18 protein-coding genes are annotated in these 18,128 nt (G+C 72.6%); 3 read left to right on the top strand and 15 right to left on the bottom strand.

Going from position 1 to position 18,128, the window contains the following annotated elements; genetic code table 11:
• Positions 1-61 precede the first annotated feature (61 nt).
• On the bottom strand, positions 62-1,183 hold the full coding sequence (gene prfB, locus PU704_RS02790; protein ID WP_277550046.1) for a peptide chain release factor 2: 1,122 nt from the start codon (positions 1,181-1,183) through the stop codon (positions 62-64).
• Between the two features lie 88 nt (positions 1,184-1,271).
• Here prfB and PU704_RS02785 point away from each other — a divergent pair, with 88 nt between their 5' ends.
• Positions 1,272-2,432: a glucose-1-phosphate adenylyltransferase family protein gene (locus PU704_RS02785; RefSeq protein ID WP_277550045.1), complete on the top strand. Its 1,161-nt coding sequence runs from the start codon at positions 1,272-1,274 to the stop codon at positions 2,430-2,432.
• 33 nt (positions 2,433-2,465) lie between these two features.
• Here the strand turns inward: PU704_RS02785 and PU704_RS02780 are convergent, their stop codons facing one another.
• From PU704_RS02780 to PU704_RS02745, 8 genes are all read right to left on the bottom strand, one after another.
• Complete coding sequence (locus tag PU704_RS02780) at positions 2,466-3,611, bottom strand: glycerol dehydrogenase (protein WP_277550044.1); 1,146 nt, start codon at positions 3,609-3,611, stop codon at positions 2,466-2,468.
• Positions 3,612-3,779: 168 nt separating this feature from the next.
• Positions 3,780-4,265 (bottom strand): pilus assembly protein TadG-related protein, encoded by a 486-nt coding sequence (locus PU704_RS02775; protein ID WP_277550043.1) that lies wholly within the window; start codon positions 4,263-4,265, stop codon positions 3,780-3,782.
• On the bottom strand, positions 4,262-4,699 hold the full coding sequence (locus tag PU704_RS02770; RefSeq protein ID WP_277550042.1) for a hypothetical protein: 438 nt from the start codon (positions 4,697-4,699) through the stop codon (positions 4,262-4,264). Before PU704_RS02770 ends, PU704_RS02775 begins: the two co-directional genes overlap by 4 nt.
• Positions 4,680-5,111, bottom strand: coding sequence for a TadE family protein (locus PU704_RS02765; protein ID WP_338130210.1), 432 nt, complete (start codon positions 5,109-5,111; stop codon positions 4,680-4,682). The genes PU704_RS02770 and PU704_RS02765 overlap by 20 nt, the downstream gene beginning before the upstream one ends.
• Before the next feature lie 2 nt (positions 5,112-5,113).
• Complete coding sequence (locus PU704_RS02760; protein WP_075872031.1) at positions 5,114-5,338, bottom strand: hypothetical protein; 225 nt, start codon at positions 5,336-5,338, stop codon at positions 5,114-5,116.
• 50 nt (positions 5,339-5,388) lie between these two features.
• On the bottom strand, positions 5,389-6,333 hold the full coding sequence (locus tag PU704_RS02755) for a type II secretion system F family protein (protein WP_277550041.1): 945 nt from the start codon (positions 6,331-6,333) through the stop codon (positions 5,389-5,391).
• On the bottom strand, positions 6,330-7,187 hold the full coding sequence (locus PU704_RS02750; protein WP_277550040.1) for a type II secretion system F family protein: 858 nt from the start codon (positions 7,185-7,187) through the stop codon (positions 6,330-6,332). Before PU704_RS02750 ends, PU704_RS02755 begins: the two co-directional genes overlap by 4 nt.
• The gene (locus tag PU704_RS02745; protein ID WP_277550039.1) at positions 7,184-8,446 is read right to left on the bottom strand and encodes a TadA family conjugal transfer-associated ATPase; all 1,263 of its coding nucleotides are present in this window, start codon (positions 8,444-8,446) and stop codon (positions 7,184-7,186) included. Before PU704_RS02745 ends, PU704_RS02750 begins: the two co-directional genes overlap by 4 nt.
• 394 nt (positions 8,447-8,840) lie before the next feature.
• Between PU704_RS02745 and PU704_RS02740 the strand changes: the two genes are divergently transcribed.
• Positions 8,841-9,788, top strand: a complete 948-nt coding sequence (locus PU704_RS02740; protein WP_277550038.1) for a glycerophosphodiester phosphodiesterase family protein — start codon at positions 8,841-8,843, stop codon at positions 9,786-9,788.
• A 10-nt stretch (positions 9,789-9,798) separates the two neighbouring features.
• On the opposite strand, the gene PU704_RS02735 is transcribed toward PU704_RS02740, so the two are convergent.
• Positions 9,799-10,215: a DUF2304 domain-containing protein gene (locus PU704_RS02735; protein ID WP_047802468.1), complete on the bottom strand. Its 417-nt coding sequence runs from the start codon at positions 10,213-10,215 to the stop codon at positions 9,799-9,801.
• A 54-nt stretch (positions 10,216-10,269) separates the two neighbouring features.
• On the bottom strand, positions 10,270-10,935 hold the full coding sequence (locus PU704_RS02730) for a glycosyltransferase family 2 protein (RefSeq protein ID WP_238985988.1): 666 nt from the start codon (positions 10,933-10,935) through the stop codon (positions 10,270-10,272).
• A gap of 160 nt (positions 10,936-11,095) precedes the next feature.
• On the opposite strand from PU704_RS02730, the gene PU704_RS02725 reads away from it, so the two are divergent.
• Positions 11,096-13,162 (top strand): DUF6541 family protein, encoded by a 2,067-nt coding sequence (locus PU704_RS02725; RefSeq protein ID WP_277550037.1) that lies wholly within the window; start codon positions 11,096-11,098, stop codon positions 13,160-13,162.
• Between the two features lie 66 nt (positions 13,163-13,228).
• Here the strand turns inward: PU704_RS02725 and PU704_RS02720 are convergent, their stop codons facing one another.
• Genes PU704_RS02720 through glf form a run of 4 tightly spaced genes read right to left on the bottom strand, consistent with a single transcriptional unit; the run spans position 13,229 to position 18,055 of the window.
• Positions 13,229-14,005 (bottom strand): ABC transporter ATP-binding protein, encoded by a 777-nt coding sequence (locus PU704_RS02720; RefSeq protein WP_083665077.1) that lies wholly within the window; start codon positions 14,003-14,005, stop codon positions 13,229-13,231.
• Positions 14,006-14,007: 2 nt separating this feature from the next.
• Positions 14,008-14,868, bottom strand: a complete 861-nt coding sequence (locus tag PU704_RS02715; protein WP_075872036.1) for an ABC transporter permease — start codon at positions 14,866-14,868, stop codon at positions 14,008-14,010.
• A complete protein-coding gene (locus PU704_RS02710) occupies positions 14,868-16,871 on the bottom strand; it encodes a glycosyltransferase (RefSeq protein ID WP_277550036.1) in 2,004 nt (667 codons plus the stop codon). Before PU704_RS02710 ends, PU704_RS02715 begins: the two co-directional genes overlap by 1 nt.
• Entirely contained in the window at positions 16,868-18,055 is a 1,188-nt protein-coding gene (gene glf, locus PU704_RS02705) for a UDP-galactopyranose mutase (protein ID WP_075872037.1), read from the bottom strand. Before glf ends, PU704_RS02710 begins: the two co-directional genes overlap by 4 nt.
• Between the last annotated feature and the right edge of the window lie 73 nt (positions 18,056-18,128).

The raw sequence follows: 18,128 nt of genomic DNA, 5'->3' as shown, positions 1-18,128 counted from the left end.
CCGGCTCCCTCGGAGCGTGGCCTCGACGGGCGCAGATCCGGCCGGCGCGGACCCGGCGGGCTCAGGCGTCGGCTGGCGCGTGCCGCTGATCGGCCCGCCAGCGGATGCCGGCGTCGACGAAGCCGTCGATCGCGCCGTCGAAGATCGCGGAGGGGTTGCCCTCCTCGTGGTTGGTCCGCAGGTCCTTGACCATCTGGTACGGGTTGAGCACGTAGGAGCGCATCTGATCCCCCCAGGACGCCTTGACGTCACCGGCGAGCTCCTTCTTCTTGGCGCTCTCCTCCTCCTGGCGCTGCAGCAGCAGACGGGACTGGAGCACGCGCAGCGCGGCGGCGCGGTTCTGGATCTGCGACTTCTCGTTCTGCATGGACACCACGATGCCCGTGGGGATGTGGGTCATCCGCACCGCGGAGTCGGTGGTGTTCACGGACTGGCCGCCCGGGCCCGAGGAGCGGAACACGTCGACCTTGATCTCGGCCTCGGGGATCTCGATCGAGTCGTCCTGCTCGATGAGCGGGATGACCTCCACGGCCGCGAAGGAGGTCTGGCGCCGGCCCTGGTTGTCGAACGGGGAGATCCGCACGAGCCGGTGCGTGCCGGCCTCCACGGAGAGGGTGCCGAACGCGTAGGGCGCCTTCACCTCGAAGGTGGCGGACTTCAGGCCCGCCTCCTCCGCGTAGGAGGTGTCCAGGACCGTGGTCGGGTAGCCGTGGCGCTCGGCCCAGCGCAGGTACATCCGCATCAGCATCTCGGCGAAGTCGGCCGCGTCCACCCCGCCGGCGCCGGAGCGGATGGTCACCACGGCCTCGCGCTCGTCGTACTCCCCGGACAGCAGGGTCTGCACCTCGAGCTGGGAGAGCGCCTGCTTGACCGACGCGAGCTCCTCCACGGCCAGCTCCAGGGTCTCCGGGTCGTCCTCCTCGGCGGCCAGCTGCACCATGACCTCGATGTCGTCGATCCGGCCGCCCAGCTTCTCGAGCCGCTCGAGATCGGACTGCTTGTGGGAGAGCTTGGAGGTGATCTTCTGCGCCACGGCGGGATCGTCCCACAGGTCCGGGGCGGTCGCCTGCTGCGAGAGCTCGGCGATGTCCCGCCGGATCGCGTCGACATCGCTCACGGCCTCGATGGAGGCGAACGTGGAACGGAGGGCGGAGATCTCTGCCGGGAAGTCAAGGGAGGCCATGGAAGCCAAGATTATCGCATGGGGGCAAATTGCCCCGGGCCAGGAGGCCGCCCCTCTGGCAGGATGAAGCCGAGAGAGAGGACGCACCATGCGCATTCCCCGGACCCTGGCCCTCGTGCTCGCCGGCGGAAAGGGCTCCCGCCTCGCCGCGCTGACCGAGAAGAAGGTCAAGCCGGCGCTGCCCGTGGCCGGCACCTACCGGCTGGTCGACGTCGCGCTGTCCAACCTGGTGCACTCCCACATCTCCGACGTGTGGGTGGTGCAGCAGTACCTGCCCCACAGCCTCAACCGGCACCTGGCCAACGGCCGCCCCTGGGACCTCGACCGCACCCACGGCGGCCTGCAGGTCCTGCCCCCGTACGAGGGCACCGAGGACGCGGGCTTCGCCGAGGGCAACGCGGACTCCCTCTACCGGCAGAAGGACCTCATCCGGGACTTCGCCCCGGACCTCGTCCTGGTGCTCAGCGCCGACCACCTCTACACCCTGAACTTCCTCGACGTGATCGGGACCCACCAGGAGAAGGGCGCGGACCTGACCATGGTCACCACGGTCGTGGACGAGGACCCCTCCCGCTACGGGGTGGTGCAGGCCGACGACGACGGGCGCGTGACCGGCTTCGACTACAAGCCCGAGCGGCCGGAGGGACAGCTGGTGGCCGGCGAGATGTTCCTCTACGACGCGCGCCAGCTGCTCGCGGCCCTGGAGGAGCTGCACGAGCAGGAGGGGCAGCTCGAGGACTACGGCAACGACCTCGTACCCTGGTTCGTGGCCCACCGCACCGTGGTGGAGCACCGCCTGGAGGGGTACTGGATGGACCTGGGCACCATTCAGTCCTACTGGACCGCGCACCTGCAGGTGCTCGACGGCGAGGGGGTCACCCTCGACGACCCGGACTGGCCGATCCTCTCGGCCCAGCCGCAGCTGGTGCCCGCCCGGATCGAGGGCGGCGCCGACGTGCGCCGGTCCATGGTGGCGGCGGGCTCGACGGTGCGCGGCACCGTGGAGCACTCCGTGCTGGGCCCCGGCGTGGTGGTCGAGGAGGGCGCCACGGTCCGCCACTCGGTGCTGCTGGACGGCGTGCGGGTGCCCGCCGGGGCGCGCCTGGAGAACGTCGTGGCCGACGTCGGCGCCGCGATCCCCGCGGGCGAGCACGGGGGTCCCGGCGCCGTCACCCTGCTCGACGAGGCCGGCGCCGTGTCCGTCACCGAGGAGTTCGACCGCCGGGCCGTCCTGCCCCGCGGCTTCTGAGCCCGCCCGGGCGGTGCCCGACCGGGCCGGTGGCTAGTGGGCGTGGCGGTAGGGCTGCGGCTCGGGCAGACCGGCGCGTTCGCGCACCCGCCGGCCCAGTCGCTCGATCGAGGTCAGCGCCGCGGCGACGTCCTCCGCCCGCACGGCGAAGGGCATGCTGTGGATGGTCTCGCCCTCCACGGTCGCCGCCCGGGCCACGGCCCGGATCTCCTCGGTGTCCTCCGGGCGCAGCCCGATCTCCGTGAGCGTGGTGGGCAGCCCCACCCGGGTGGTGAACTCGATGAAGTCCTCGATCTCCGCGCTCGGCGCCCCCTCCAGCACCAGCTGGGTGATCGAGCCGATGTTGACCTTCTGCCCGTGGGCCAGGCCGTGGGTCTGCGGTGCCGCGGTCAGCCCGTTGTGGACGGCGTGGGCCGCCGCGAGGCCCCCCGACTCGAAGCCGAGTCCGGAGAGCAGGGTGTTGGCCTCGATGACCTTCTCCAGCGCCGGGGTCACCACGTGGTCCCGGGCGGCGTCCATCGCCATGAGGGCGTTCTCCCACAGCACGTCCCAGCTCAGCCGGGCCAGGGCGGTGCCCGTGAGGGTGGCCGTGCCCCCGGCCATGGTCAGCGACCCCGAGGCCGCGGTGGCCCGGGCCTCCAGCCAGGTGGCCAGGGCGTCGCCGACCCCGGCGGCCAGGAAGGTCGCGGGCGCGTTGGCCACCAGCTGGGAGTCGACGAGGACGAGGTCGGGGTTGCGGGGGAAGAAGCGGTACTCCTCGAACACGCCCTCGTCGGTGTAGACGACCGCCAGCGCCGAGGTGGGAGCGTCGGTGGAGGCGACGGTGGGCACGCTGACCCACCGGATCCCGGCGAGGTACCCGGAGGCCTTGACCGCGTCGATCGTGCTGCCGCCGCCCACGGCCACGGCCACGTCGGCGCCCGTGTTCCGGATGACCGCGGTGAGCCGGTCGATCTCCCCGGCCGAGGGGATGCCGTGGAACGTCTCGCGCGTGGCCGTCATCCCGGCCCGCGTGAGGGACGCCTCCACGTCGTGGCCCACGAACCCCCAGACGACGTCGTCGGCCACGACGAGGGGGGTCTGCCCGATGGCGGAGAGATACTCTCCCAGGCGTGCGATGGCGCCCGGTCCCTGGACGTAGCGCCCGGGGCTGATGACGGAGCGGACGGGAGCGTCCATGGCCTTCTCCTTCGACGACGGTGCCGGCAGGACGGTGCGTGTGCCGTCCGGGGAGTCCTCCCCGGTGCCCGCCAGCGTAGGAACTGCGCGGCGCCCGGCGCCAGGGGCGTTCTCGCCCGCTGAGAACCGTGGCCCGCCGCGTCCACCACGTTGCGGAGGCGACGCCGCTCACCGCCCGAGCTGGGCACGGGCCTCGCTGGTGGCGGTGATCGCGATGCCCTCGGGCACCAGCAGGTTGACCACCGGCGGGTGCACGACGGCGCTCAGGGTCACCTCGGCGGTGCGCCCGTCCGGGCTGCCCGTCGGTGCGGCCAGGGCCAGGCCCGGGGTGGCCGTCCAGGCGCTCACGGTGTCGAGGTAGCTCGCGGCGGCCCCGGCCACGGCGTCGTCGTCCAGGACGGTGCTGGGCGGGGCGCCGGGCCCGCCGGGGCGCAGCGCCACGAACGTGTCCGCCGCGGCGAGCGCGGCGTTGTCGGCCAGCACCTGCAGCTTCCGCTCCCCCAGGTAGACGGACGTGACACCCATGACCACCACCGTCAGCAGCAGGGAGACCACCGCGAAGCCGATCACCAGGATGGTGACCTGCCCGCGGTCCGGGCCGTCCTCCGAGCCGCCCTCCGGGTCCCGGACCGGAGTCCCGTCCGGCACGCTCACCCGTACCTCCCGGGCACGACCGTGGCCGAGGAGGTGAGCACGGCGACCTCCAGGTCGGTGAAGCCCGGCACCAGGGGCAGCGGGACCTCCAGGGTGGTGTGCACCGTGGCGACCGCGCCGGGGCTCGTGCAGCTCCCGTCGGAGCACTCGAGCCGCACGGCCAGCTGCTCGGGCCCGAAGCCCTGGTCCGCGGCCGCCAGCTGCGCCGCCGCGGACAGGTCGGCGGCGGCGAGCTCTCCCGGCTCCGCCCCGGCCAGCACCTGGGAGCCCTGCTGGGCGGCGGCCACGACCGCGAACGCCCCGGCCTGGACCTGGGCCACCGTGAGCACGAAGTACACGACCGGGACCAGCAGCAGCGTCCCCAGCGCCACGAACTCGACCACCGCGCTGCCCTCGTCCTCGGCCGGGCCCGGCTCAGCCGCCGAGCACGGCATGGCCGCGCACCTCCAGGGAGGCGGGCGGGCCGAACAGCGCCACCACCGGCAGCGGGGAGACGACGCGGACCTCCAGCGTCCGCACCTCCCCCACCGTCACGGGGGAGGCGGCGACGTCCTGGGCGTAGCGGGGCCCGAGGGCGTCGGCGACGATCCCGCGGGTGCGCTCCACCCCGTCCTCGGGCGACCGGTCCGCCAGGGTCCCGTACCGGGCCCCGGCCGCCGCGGCGTCGACGAGGGTGTTGCGCACGTGCAGGGCCAGCGCCAGCTGCAGGGTGCCGGCGAAGATCATCGCCGCGAGACCGGCCACCATGACGTACTCCACCACGGCGTGGCCCCGGTCCGCGGCCGCGGCTCCGCCGGCTCCCCGGAACCGGTCCCGCAGCGGCCGGAGCAGGCGCGCGAGCCGCATGCTCAGTTCTGGCTGACCCGGGCCATGGCGTCCTGGAAGAGCCCTTCCAGGGCCGGCTGCGCCACGAGGAGCAGCCCGGCCACGAGCACCGCCGACATCAGCGTCAGCATGACCCAGCCGGGGACGTCGCCGCGGTCGGGGTCCCCGGTGGCGAGCCGGTCGAGAAGGCCGGTGCGCAGCAGGGCGAGCAGGCCGAGCAGCGCGGCCGGCCGGAGCAGGTGTTTCATGGAGTGTCCTCTCGTGGTGACGGCGCCCGGAGCCGGGCGCGGTGGGGGTCTCAGAAGCCGAGCTCCAGCACGGCCAGCCCGGGGTACACCGCGAACACGACGGTCAGCGGCAGCACGAAGAACACCAGGGGGACCATCATGGCGATCTCCTTGCGGCCGGCGGCCTCCATCAGCTCGCGCTTGTCGTGGTCGCGCACGTCCTGGGCCTGGGCGCGCAGGACGTCGGCCAGGGGCGTGCCGCGCTCGATCGCGACGACGATGCCGTCGACGAACCGCCCGATCGGGGCGATCGGGGTGCGCGCGGCGAAGTCCTGCAGGGCCTGCACCAGGCCCGCCCCCGACCGGGTCTGGGCCAGCACCTGGCGGAACTCCGCCGTGAGCTCGCCCTCCGCGACCCGGCACACCCGCTCGAGCGAGCCCACCGCGCTCTCGCCCGCCCCCACGGACAGGGCCATGAGCTCGGCCACGGCGGGGAACTCGGCGAGCATCCTCGCCTCCCGGGCCCGGATCCGCCGGCTCAGCAGGTGGTCGCGCAGCAGGTGGCCGGCCGCCGCCGTGGCCGCCGCGGCCAGCACCACGCCCCCGGCGCCCGTGCCCCAGCGGGTGGTGGCGGCCAGGCCCAGCAGGACGCCCAGGAGCAGGCCCCCCGTCGCGAACAGCAGCTGCTCGGCGCGGAAGTCGGCCGCCGTGCCGGCGGACCCGGCGCGCGCGAGCCGCCGCTCCAACCGCGCCGAGGAGCCGGCGTGCCGCACCAGCCGCCGGGCCAGGTCCCGGGCGACGGAGCCCAGCACCGTGCTCGCGGGGTCGTGCGTCCCGGCGCGGCGCAGCCCCGGTCCGGCCAGCAGCGCGGACTCGACCTCGACCGAGCGCAGCTGGGGGGAGATCCGCACGGCGAAGGACGGCCCGCCGGTCGCCCGGCTCCCGGTGAGCACGAGCCACAGGCCCGCGGCGAGCAGCAGGCCGAGGAGGACCAGCAGGGCCGGGGAGGCGCTCATCGCAGCACCCGCTCGGGTTCGGGCAGCGCGCCGATCCGCAGCATCAGGCGGTAGGCGAGCACGGACACGACCAGCCCGCCCAGCAGCACGAGCGCACCGGCCGGGGTGTCGTAGGCGCGGACGGCCGCGGGCTGGGTGGCCATCAGCAGCAGCACGATCCACGGGGCCGCCACGGCCAGGCGCGCGGCGTTGACGGTCCAGGACTGGCGGGCCTCCAGCTCGCCGCGGGTGCGGGCGTTCTCGCGCAGGAACTCCGAGAGGGTGCTGAGCAGCCTGCCGAGGTCGGTGCCGCCCACCTCCCGGGTCACGCGCAGCGCCTCGACGATGTTGTCCGCGACCGGGTCGGCCAGCCGGTCCTTGAGGAGCGTGAGCGAGCCCTGCAGCTGGCCCGACGCCCGGTAGTCGGCGGCGAAGCGGGCGAAGGCCGGGCGCACCGGCTCGGGGCCGCGGTACTGGAGCTGGATCAGCGCCTCCGGCAGGGACATGTCCGCCCGGATCGCGGAGCGCAGGTGGTCGACGACGTCGGGCCACACCTCCCGCAGCACCGCGGCCCGGCTGCGGGCCCGGTGCCGGACGACCGCTGCCGGGAGCCAGGCGCCGAGCAGGCCCGCGCACAGCCCGAGCACGGCCGCCCCGGTGACGGCGGCGACGAGCAGGCCGCTCAGCGCCCCGGCCCCGGCGCAGGCCGCCAGCAGCCCCGCGGGGCTGACCTGGGGCAGGTCCGCGCGCACGACCAGCTCGCGCAGCCGCCCGGGTCGTCGGCGCCGCGGCGCCCGTGGCGTCTCCTCCGCCCAGCAGGACCACCAGAGCAGGAACACGCCCGCGCCCATCAGCACGCCGAGCGCGGCGCTCACGGGGTGCCCCCACGGGGTCCGTCCTCGGCGAGCAGGTCGCGCACCCGGTGCCCGGCCCGCTCGAACTTCCATGCCGCCGGGGCCTCCGCGGCGACCGCCCGCAGGCCGTCGACCCCCTCGGCGAAGACCGGGTACGTCTCGATCACGCCGTTCTCCACCCGGTTGCCGATGCCGAGGATCTCGGTGACGCGGCGGCGGCCGTCGGCGTCCCGGTGGCAGTGCACCACGAGGTCGAAGCACGAGGCCACGGTCGGCACCACGAAACCCGTGCTGATGTTCTCCCCCGCGAGCAGCGGCAGGGTGCAGATCTTCGTCACGGCGTCCCGGGCTGAGTTGGCGTGCAGGCTGCACATCCCGGGCAGCCCGCTGTTGAGCGCGATGAGCATGTCCAGGCTCTCCGCCTCCCGCACCTCTCCCACCACGAGGCGGTCCGGGCGCATCCGCAGCGCCTCCTTGACCAGCCGCCGCAGGGGGATCTCACCGGCGCCCTCGAGGTTGGGCTGGCGGCACTGCATGCCCACGACGTCGCGCAGGGGCACTTGCAGCTCGAAGATCTCCTCCACGGTCACGACCCGCTCCCGCGGGCCGATCGAGGCGCACAAGCAGTTGAGGAGCGTCGTCTTCCCAGCCTGCGTCGCGCCGGAGACGAGGATGTTCAGGCCGCCGGCCACCGCCGCGTCGAGGAAGCGCGCCGCGCGGGCCGGCAGCGAGCCCAGCTCCACCAGGTCGTCGAGCCGGCGGGCCCGGGCCACGAACTTGCGGATGTTCACCGCCCAGTGCCTGCGGGTCACGTCCGGGATCACCACGTGCAGCCGGGACCCGTCCGGCAGCGCTGCGTCCACGAACGGGGAGGAGAGGTCCAGCCGGCGGCCCGAGGACTTCAGCATCCGCTCCACCAGGTTGCGGATCTGCGCCTCGGTCAGGACCAGGCTGGTCAGCTCGGACTCCCCGCCGCGGGCCGCGTAGACCTCCGCGGGGCCGTTGATCCAGATCTCCTCGATCCGGGGGTCGTCCAGCAGCGGCTGCAGCGGCCCGAACCCCGCCACCAGGTCCAGCAGCACCCGGCGGGCGGCCTGCAGATCCGTCAGGGCCGGCAGCACCCCGCGCGCCGAGCGCTGGTCGTAGTCACGCACCGCGGCGTCCACCAGCTCCCGCGTCCGCTCCAGCTCCAGCACCGGGTCCAGTCCCCGGCGCCGGATCAGTTCGCGCACCTCGGCCTCCACGAGCCCGAGCGCGTCCTCGGAGAGCAGTGCCGCCATGTGACCCCCTGCGCGGTGCCCGGCGCGCGGTGCGCACCGGCAGCGCTCCCCCCGGAGCGCATGCACAGGAACATAGGCGAGACGGCGGCACCCGCCACAACCCCGTGACCGTCCCCTGTGGACAGCCGACGCTGACCTGCGACGTTGTTCCCGACTGCGAACGCACAATCCGTCGCAGGATGCAGGTGCATGGAACGGGTCCTGGGCGGCGCGGCTCTCCGTCGGGCGGCCGCGAGCCGCCACCGCCCGCGCCGGCGTGCGCCGCACGCCGCGCGAGCCGTAAGGTGGGCGGGCGGACGTGCCCCGCACCGGACGTCCCCGTCCGAGGTCCGCACCCAGCGCCCCCAGCACGGCGCGGCCCGGGCCATGGCCGCCGTCGACCGGAAGGACCGCCGTGACCCACGTGACCACCGCGCAGCACGGGACCCGCCCCGGCGTCGCCGCCCGGGCCCGGGCGCTGCTGCTCGCGGCCGTCCCCTTCACCGGCAACCTGCTCACCGGCGCCGCCGGCGCGGCCCTGGTCCGGCACGTGGGTTCCCCCGCACCGGGCACGAGGACCCCCGTGCCCCTGGACTGGCCGACGACCTTCGCCCACCGGGGCGGCGCCGAGGTCGCGCCCGAGAACACCCTCGAGGCGTTCCGGGCGGCCGCAGCCCTCGGCGACGTCGTGCTGGAGCTCGACGTGCAGGTCAGCGCCGACGGCACGGCCGTGCTGATGCACGACCTGACGGTGGACCGCACGACGGACGGGACCGGGGCCGTCGCCCTGCTGCCCGCCGCGCAGCTGCAGCGCCTGGACGCCGGGCACGCGTTCACCCCCGACGGGCAGACCTTCCCGTGGCGGGGCCGCGGGGTGCGGGTCCCCACGCTGGCGGAGGTCTACGCGTCCTTCCCGGACCACCGGGTGGCGATCGAGCTCAAGGGCAACCGCCCCGGTGCGGAGGAGATCGTCTGGCGGACCATCCGTGCGGCGGGCGCCGAGGACCGCACGTTCGTCGCGGCCAACCGCACCACCTCGATCCGGCGCTTCCGCCGGGCCTCGGGCGGCGCGGTCCCCACGGCGGCCGCCGTCACGGAGTTCGCGGCCTTCCGGCTCCTGTGCCTGCTGGGGCGGCAGGACCGCCACGCCCTTCCCTTCCAGGGCCTGCAGCCGCCGGACACCCTCCTGGGGCTGCGGGTCCTCACGCCCCGGCTGCTGCGGGCCGCCCAGCAGGCCGGCCTCCGCGTGGACGTGTGGACGATCGACCGGGAGGAGGACATGCGCCGGCTGCTGGCGTGGGGGGTGGACGGCGTCATGACCGACCGGCCGGACCTGCTCTCCCGGGTGGTGCGGGAGGCCTGACCCGCGCGGGTCAGCCGGCGGGGCGCTCCCCCGGGGAGGACTCCGCGAAGGTCTGCACCGAGGCCCGTCCGGCGTGGGCCGGGGCAGGGGCCCACGGCTGCTCCGCCTCGGTCACGGCGATGTGCCGGGCCAGCCGGGTCACGTTGACCTCCTGCTGCCGGTTGCGCAGGGCGGAGGTGGCCTGGGTGATCATGAAGATCACCACGAAGCCGTAGAGCACCAGGTCGGTGCCGCGGCCGATGCCGAAGAACTGGGCCACGCCCGTGAGCAGGTCGGGGAAGAAGATGGACAGGGCCGCGAAGACGAAGAAGGCCAGGCCGACGACCCGGCGGATCGCCTGGTGCTTGGCGTTGGCGCCGCCGCGGATCAGCGCGAGCGCGCCGTAGCCCACGGCGAGGACCAGCAGGATCTGCACGGCGTAGATCATGGGGGGCGGCTCTTCCCTTCGGTGGTGCGGTGTGCGGGCGGGTCGGTGCGGGGGCTACTTCACGAACAGCTCGGCGAGGATGTTCACGCCGTTGAGCAGCGACTGCCCCTTGGACTTCGAGTAGTCCGTGTAGATGATCTGCACCGGGTGCTCGACCCAGCGAGGCTGGATGTCCGCGAGCTGGTTGACGATCTCGGAGGCGTGCGCCATCCGGTTCTGGGTCAGCCGGATCCGCGAGAGCGTGCCCCGGTCGATGGCGCGCAGCCCGTTGTGCGCGTCGGAGAGGTCCATGCCCGTGGAGAGCTTGGAGAAGAACGCCGCGGTGCGCAGCACCACGCGCTTGAGCGCGGAGACCTGGGTGCGCCGGTCCAGGAACCGGGAGCCGAGCACGACCTCCGCCTCTCCGGAGCGGATGCGCTCGACCATGTCCCACGCGTCGACCACACGGTGCTGGCCGTCGGAGTCGAAGGTCACCACGCAGTCCATCCCCGGGTCCTGCAGGGCGTACTCGAAGCCGGTCTGCAGGGCCGCGCCCTGTCCCAGGTTGATGGGGTGCTGGACGACCACGGCGCCGGCCTCGGCGCAGATGCGGGCGGAGTCGTCGGAGGATCCGTCGTCGACGCAGACGACGTGCGGGAAGGTCCTGCGGAGCTCCCTCAGCACCTCTCCCACCACGGCCGCCTCGTTGTACACGGGCATGACGATCCACGAACGACTCACCGGAACATTCTCGCACAGGCGGGGCCGTGGATCTGGCCGGCCCCGTCGTGACCGCCGCATATACTGATCCGGTACTTCCCCCCGCGCCCTCGCCCCTTCCCGATCGGGCCGCACGCTGCAGGACTCGGCAGCACAGGCCCCCCGTGGGCGTGGGAGAGCCGTGGAGAGGAACCCCCTGTTGTTGAGTGACTGGCTGCCCTATGTCCCGGCGCTGCTGCTGGTGGTCGCCCTGCTGTGGATCCCCGGGCTGGTCCTCCAGCTCCTGGTCCGCGATCTGAGGCCGCTGTTCTTCCTGGCCGCTCCCGCCTACAGCATGGCCGTCATCGGCACCGCCGGAGTGGTGCTGGAGCTGGCGGACCTCGATTTCTCCCTGCTCAGCACGGGTGTCTTCACGCTGCTCGTCGGGGCGCTCGCGGGCCTGGTAGGCCTGCTGTTCCGCCGCACGCGCGCCGCAGCACGGCAGGGCACGCCGGCGGACGGCGACCGGGCGGACAGCAGCGCGCTCTTCGGCCTCTCCCCGGCCGCGGTGTACCGGACCGGCGTGGTGGCGGGTCTCGTGCTGGGGGCGGCGCTGCTGGCTCGACGGCTGCTGTTCGTGGTCCTGGAGCCGGACCGCTTCGCCCAGCGCTACGACAACATCTTCCATCTCAACGCCGTCCGCTACGTCGTGGAGACCGCCTCCGCCTCGTCGCTGACCCTCGGCCGGATGGTCGACCCCGAGAAGGCGGTGGCGGTCTACCCGGCGGTGTGGCACGGGCTCGCCGGACTGGTCTGGCCGCTGGCGGACCAGAGCCCGATGGTGGCGAGCAACGTGGTGCTGCTCGTCGTGGCCGCGCTGGTGTGGCCGGCGTCGTGCGTCTTCCTCACCCGCACCCTGGTGGGCCCGTCCCCCGTGGCCCTGGCCGTGGCCGGTGTCGCCTCGGCCGGCTTCGCCGTCTTCCCGTACGCCATCCTGGAGTTTGGCCCCCTCCTCCCCAACCTGCTGGGGCTGAGCGTGGCCCCGGTGGCGCTGGCCTACCTGGCGGCCCTGCTCGGTCTGGACGCGGACACCCGGGCCGGGAAGACCGACCGCGCCCCCGCACAGCTGGTCTTCACCGGCCTGTGCTGGCTGGTCGTCACGGGCGGTGCGCTGCTGGCCCACCCGAACGTGGGAACGCTGCTGCTGGTGCTGCTGAGCCCCATGGTCCTGGTCGTCTGGTCGCGCGCGGTCCGCCGAGCGGTCGCGGCCCGGCGCCCGGGCCCGATCCTGCTGCTCGTGGCGCTGCTGGCTCTGGCGGTGTACGCGTGGACGTACCTGTGGGACAGCCTGGGGACCGACTTCATCCGCTTCGCGCACACCACGCCCGCCGGCGCCTACGGCGAGGCGCTGCTCTACGCCACGAACGGGCGCCTGGACATTCCCTGGTTCCTGGTGGTCCTGACCGTCCTGGGGGTCGGCGCGACCGTCGCGCGACGCGAACTGCGCTGGCTGGGGGTGGCCCAGTTCCTGGTCGTCCTCCTGTACGTGGTGGCCGCCTCAGCGCCCAAGGGCCCGTGGCGGGAGTGGGCCGTGGGCTCCTGGTACCAGGACTCCTTCCGGCTGGCGGCCAGCCTCCCGATCCTGGCCGTGCCCCTGATCGCGCTCGGCGCGACGGCCCTCGCCGGACTCCTTCGGAGCCGCGTGGAGGCGGCCGTGACCCCGCACCGGCGCACCCGCCGCGCCCAGCAGCTCATCGCCGGGGGCACGGCGGTGCTCCTGGTGGCCGTGTCCGTGCCGCTCACCCAGATGCGCACCATGCGCGACACCCTCCTGGCCACCCAGGCGCGTTTCGGCTGGGACAACCCGGACGGCATCCTCACCGAGGACGAGCAGGCGCTGCTGGAGCAGCTGCCGCGGTGGACCGACGAGGACGACGTCATCCTCGTGAACCCCTGGAACGGGGGGTCCCTGGCGTACGCCGTGGCCGGCACCGAGGTGACCCAGTACCACATCGGCGGGTCGAAGGGCGGCCGGATCGCCGAGATCATCGCGGGTCTGCCGTCCGAGGAGCCCGCCCGGGCCTGCGAGCTGGCACAGTCCGAGAGCATCGACTACGTCCTGGACTTCGGCCGGCAGTACCTGGAGATCGATACGCCCCGGGCCCGCCCGTACCTGCCGATCGACACCCTGGGCGAGCGCCCGGAGACGAACCTGGGGCTGGTGGCCGCGGTGGGCGAGGCGGAGCTCTGGGAGGTCACCGCCTGCTGAGCCGAGAAGGGGCTCCCGTGCACCGTCGGCGCGCGGGAGCCCCTTCTGCGGGTCCGGATCAGCGGCTCAGGCGTTCTCCGCCGCCCGGAACTCCTCGATCACACGATCGATCGGGCCGTCGCTGCGGACCCGGCCGTGCTCGATCCACACGGCGCGCTCGCAGACCTTGCGGACCACGTCGAAGTCGTGGCTGACGACGAGCAGCGTCTTGCCCTCCTCGGACAGCTCCCGCACCCGCCCCAGGCTCTTGCGCTGGAAGGGCTCGTCGCCCACCGAGAGGATCTCGTCGATGAGGAAGATGTCCGGGTCCGTGAACACGGCCACGGCGAACGCCAGACGCAGGTACATGCCCGACGAGTAGAACTTCACCTCGGTGTCGATGAACTGCTCGATCTCCGAGAACGCCACGATCTCGTCGAACCTCTCGTCGATCTGGGCCCTGGTCATGCCGAGGATCGCGCCGTTGAGGTAAACGTTGTCCCGCCCGGTGAGGTCCGGGTGGAACCCGGCACCGACCTCGATCAGCCCGGCCACGCGGCCGTTGACCTCCAGCGTGCCGCCGTCGGGGCTCATCACGCCGGAGATCAGCTTGAGGAACGTCGACTTGCCGGAACCGTTGAGCCCCACCAGCGCCACGCTCTCCCCCGGGTCGATGCGCACGCTGAGGTCCTCCAGCGCGCGGAAGCGGTTGGAGATGTCCTGGCGGCGTCCCTTCGCGAGCCACACCACCGTCTCCTTGAGGGACCGGGCGTGGCGCAGGGAGAACTCCTTGGCCAGGTGCTCGGCCACGACGGCGGGCGCGCCGGGCACCCCGGCGCGGCCGGGCACGGATCTCGAACTCATCGTCACAGCTCCTGCGCGAATCGGCCCTCGAGGCGGCGGAACACCCAGTCGCCCAGGACCATGACGACGACGACCAGCAACAGGGCCAGGGGCGTCCACTGGGAGAACAGGTGCGGCGGGACCTCGTGGGCGCCGGGGGTGGTGGTGGGCAGCCAGAACGCCGCGTGGGACAGCTCGACCGCGACCGTGAGGGGATTGAGCATGAACCCGGCGAACCACACCGGGCCCAGGACGTCGCGGACCATGGTCCAGGCGTAGAGCACCGGCGCGGACCAGGTGCTCACCATGATGATCAGGTCCACGAAGTTCTCGGCGTCGCGGAAGAACACGTTCGCCGCGCCGAAGAGCATGCCCAGGCCCGCGCCCAGCAGACCCACGATCAGCAGGGCCGTGGGGATGGCCAGCAGGGCGATCCACGTGGGCGACCAGCCCACGATCAGGCACGCGACGAGCATCACCACCAGCTGCGGGAGCAGATGCACCCCGGCGACCCACACGGAGGCCACCGGGAACATCTGCCGGGGCAGGTAGATCTTCTTGATCAGGCTCGCGTTGGCCACGATCGAGCGGGCGGCGTTGCCGAAGGACTCCGAGAAGAAGTTGATCAGGATGATGCCGGAGAACAGGTACACCGCGTAGTTCTCCATCCCCCGTTCCAGGCCCAGGAAGATGCCCAGCGCCACGTAGAACACCACGAACTGCACGCCCGGCTTCACGTAGGACCACAGCAGGCCCAGGATCGTCCCCCGGTAGCGGATCTGCAGTTCCTTGTCGACCAGCAGCTTCAGCAGGTAGCGCTGCCGGAAGACCGCCGGCAGCCCCGTCCCGGGGGACGGGGCGCGGACCACGGTGGCTGTCGCCATCAGGCCTCGGTCTCCGAGTGCTCGCGGAAGGTGGCCTCCCACGCCGCCATGGACGTGATGTCGGGCATCGCCGCACGGTAGCGGCGCGAGAGCTCCGGCCAGCGCAGGGCCAGCTGGGCGTGCAGGCGCACGGACTCGGCGAGCAGGGCGCGGGCGTCCTTGGGAGAGCGCTTGTACCAGGTGTAGCCGGTGCCGTCGGAGGCCGTCACCAGGGCGCTGTCGTAGCGGGTCAGCCGCCACCAGCGGGCGTCCTGGTAGGGCAGGTGCACCTGCGGGTGCTCCTCGGCCTGCTGCTTGGGGGCCACGGCGAGGTGGCGCGCCACGGCGGTCGCCGCGGAGGTGAGGACCTTCAGCCCGTGCGGGGCGCTCACGCGCTTGGCCCGGACCGGCTTGGGCGCGGCGACCTGGGGGTAGGCGTCCAGGTCCTGCTCGTAGACGGCGTCGGAGTGCTGGGTCATGAGCTTGCGCACGTCCCGGATCCGCTGCGGCAGCAGCTCGTGCAGAGCCTCCGGCCCGGCCAGCACGTCCCGCAGCGCGAGCACCCGAGCCTCCTCGGCGAAGTACTGCATGGACAGCACGTGCCGCAGGTCCTTGACGCCGTTGCGCGCGAGCACCTCCCCGCCGCGGTCGAACGGCGAGTGCAGCAGGGCGGCCACGAGCTGATTGCGCTTGTGGAAGTAGGCCTGCCAGCTGATCGTGTCGTCCTTGTCCGCCCAGGCGAGGTGCCACACGGCCACGCCGGGCAGGGAGACCGTGCGGTAGCCCGCGGCCTTGGCGCGGATGCCGTACTCCACGTCGTCCCACTTGATGAACACGGGCAGGGCCAGGCCGATCTCGCGGATGACCTGCGTGGGGATCAGGCACATCCACCACGCGTTGTAGTCGACCTCGACCCGACGGTGCATCCACGGCGTCGCCCGCAGGTTGTTGCGCCGGAAGTCGTGACCGGTCTCCACCCCGTCCCCGGCGGGGGCGTACTGGAAGCTGTACGGGTCCATGGCCTCACCGAAGTTGTGGATCTTCGTGGGGTTCAGGAGGTCGATCATGTGCCCGCCCACGAGGGTGGGCCGCTTGCAGTAGTCCGCGAACACGCTGACGCGGCGCACGGCCTCCGGCTCGATCTCGACGTCGTCGTCCATGAGCAGCACGTAGGTGCTCTCCGCCTTGACGGCCTCGTACATCCCGCGCGCGAAGCCGCCCGCGCCGCCGAGGTTGGCCTGGTCGATCACGCGCAGCCGCCCGCCGAAACGATCCTGCACCTCGCGGAAACCGGGTTCCTCGACGACCTTCTGATTGCCCTGGTCGACGATCACGACCTCGCTGACCTGCGGCAGGTTCTCCTGCTGCTCGACCAGCAGCCGCGCGTTCGTCAGGCAGTAGGACGGCTTGTTCATGGTGGTGATCTGGAGGGTCACCGAGCCCTCGGTCGTGCCGGCGCCGTCACCCAGCCACTGCGCCCCCAGCAGGGTCAAGCTCTCGTCCGCCGCCGCGAGGTCGAACCAGTACCAGCCGCCGTCGGCGAAGGCCTTCAACGGCAGCGCCGCCTCGGTCACCTGCTCGTCGCCGGAGACCTCGTGCACGGACACGGGCACCGACTCGCCGCGGGCGTTGGAGCTGTAGACCGTCACGGAGCCCCGCCCGGAGGTGCGCACGCTGAGCACGACCTCGCGCAGGTGGGTGTTGTGCCGCCAGTAGCTGGCCGGGAACGCGTTGAAGTAGGTGGCGAAGGAGACCGTGTTGCGCGCGTGCACCCGCAGGGAGCGCCGGCCGAGGATGGTCAGGGAGTCCGTGGCGGCGGGCTGCGAGGCCACGTTGACCACGATCTGCCGGTCCCCCTGCAGGGCGTCCTCCGACGGCACGGCCGTGCCGGTGTCCGACCGGGTGTCCATGTAGAGGGGCTGGGTCGGCAGCCGGTCCTTCGCCGGGAACACGAGCTCCTGCAGCACCCGGTAGCTGACGTCCTCGGTACCGGTCCGGTTGATGTCCTGGGTCGTCGCGGTCACGCGTCCACTCCCCCGCTCTCGATGGAGGCCCCGCCGGTGAAGTGGGGCTTGAGCTTGTTGTCGACCATGGACAGGGCGGCGCCGATGGCCATGTGCATGTCGAGGTACTTGTAGGTGCCGAGCCGGCCCCCGAAGAGGACGTTGTCCTCGCCACGGGCGAGGTCCCGGTACTTCAGGAGCTTCTCGCGGTCCACGGAGGTGTTGACCGGGTAGTACGGCTCGTCGCCCTTCTCCGCGAAGCGCGAGAACTCCCGCATGATCACCGTGGCGTCCTTGGTGTAGTTGCGCTGCGGGTAGAAGTGACGGAACTCGAGGATCCGGGTGAAGGGGACGTCGGCGTCCGGGTAGTTCATCACCGGCGCGCCCTGGAAGTCCTCGACCGGCAGGACCTCCTGCTCCAGGTCGATGGTCCGCCACGAGAGGTCGCCCTCGGCGTAGTCGAAGTACCGGTCCACGGGGCCGGTGTAGACCACCGGCACCTGCCCGGAGACCGCGGAGCGGGAGTAGTCGTGGCCCTCGTCGAAGAAGTCGGTGTCCAGGCGGACGTCGATCTTCGGGTGGTCCGCCATGCGCTCGAGCCAGGCGGTGTAGCCGTCCACCGGGAGGCCCTCGTACTTGTCGTTGAAGTACCGGTTGTCGTAGGTGTAGCGCACCGGCAGCCGGTTGATGATCGAGGCGGGCAGGTCCTTGGGGTCGGTCTGCCACTGCTTGCCCGTGTAGTGCTTGATGAACGCCTCGTAGAGGGGCCGGCCGATGAGCTGGATGCCCTTGTCGTTGAGGTTCTGCGGGTCCGTCCCGGCGAGCTCCCCGGCCTGCTCCTGGATCAGCGCCCGCGCCTCCGCCGGCGAGTACGCCGCACGGAAAAACTGGTTGATGGTGCCGAGGTTGATCGGCATGGGGAAGACCTCGTCCTGGTGGCGCGTGTAGACGCGGTGCACGTAGTCGGTGAAGTCGGTGAAGCGGTTGACGTAGTCCCAGACCCGCTCGTTGGAGGTGTGGAAGAGGTGGGCGCCGTAGCGGTGCACCTCGATCCCGGTCTGCTCCTCGTTCTCCGTGTAGGCGTTGCCCCCGATGTGGGAGCGACGGTCGATGATGGCCACGTTGAGGTCCAGCTCGTTGGCGGCCCTCTCTGCCACGGTCAGGCCGAAAAGGCCCGACCCTACGACGACGAGATCTGCGTTCACGGGCATACTCCTGACATTGGGGTCCTGGTGGGCCCGGTCGACATCCGGCCGGTTGGGGGGTGAGGGCACGGGC

This window comes from Kocuria oceani, assembly GCF_029524215.1.
Classification (GTDB): Bacteria; Actinomycetota; Actinomycetes; order Actinomycetales; family Micrococcaceae; genus Kocuria; species Kocuria oceani.
The sequence above is the reverse complement of the archived record's forward strand: the minus strand, read 5'-3'. Positions and strand labels throughout refer to the sequence as shown.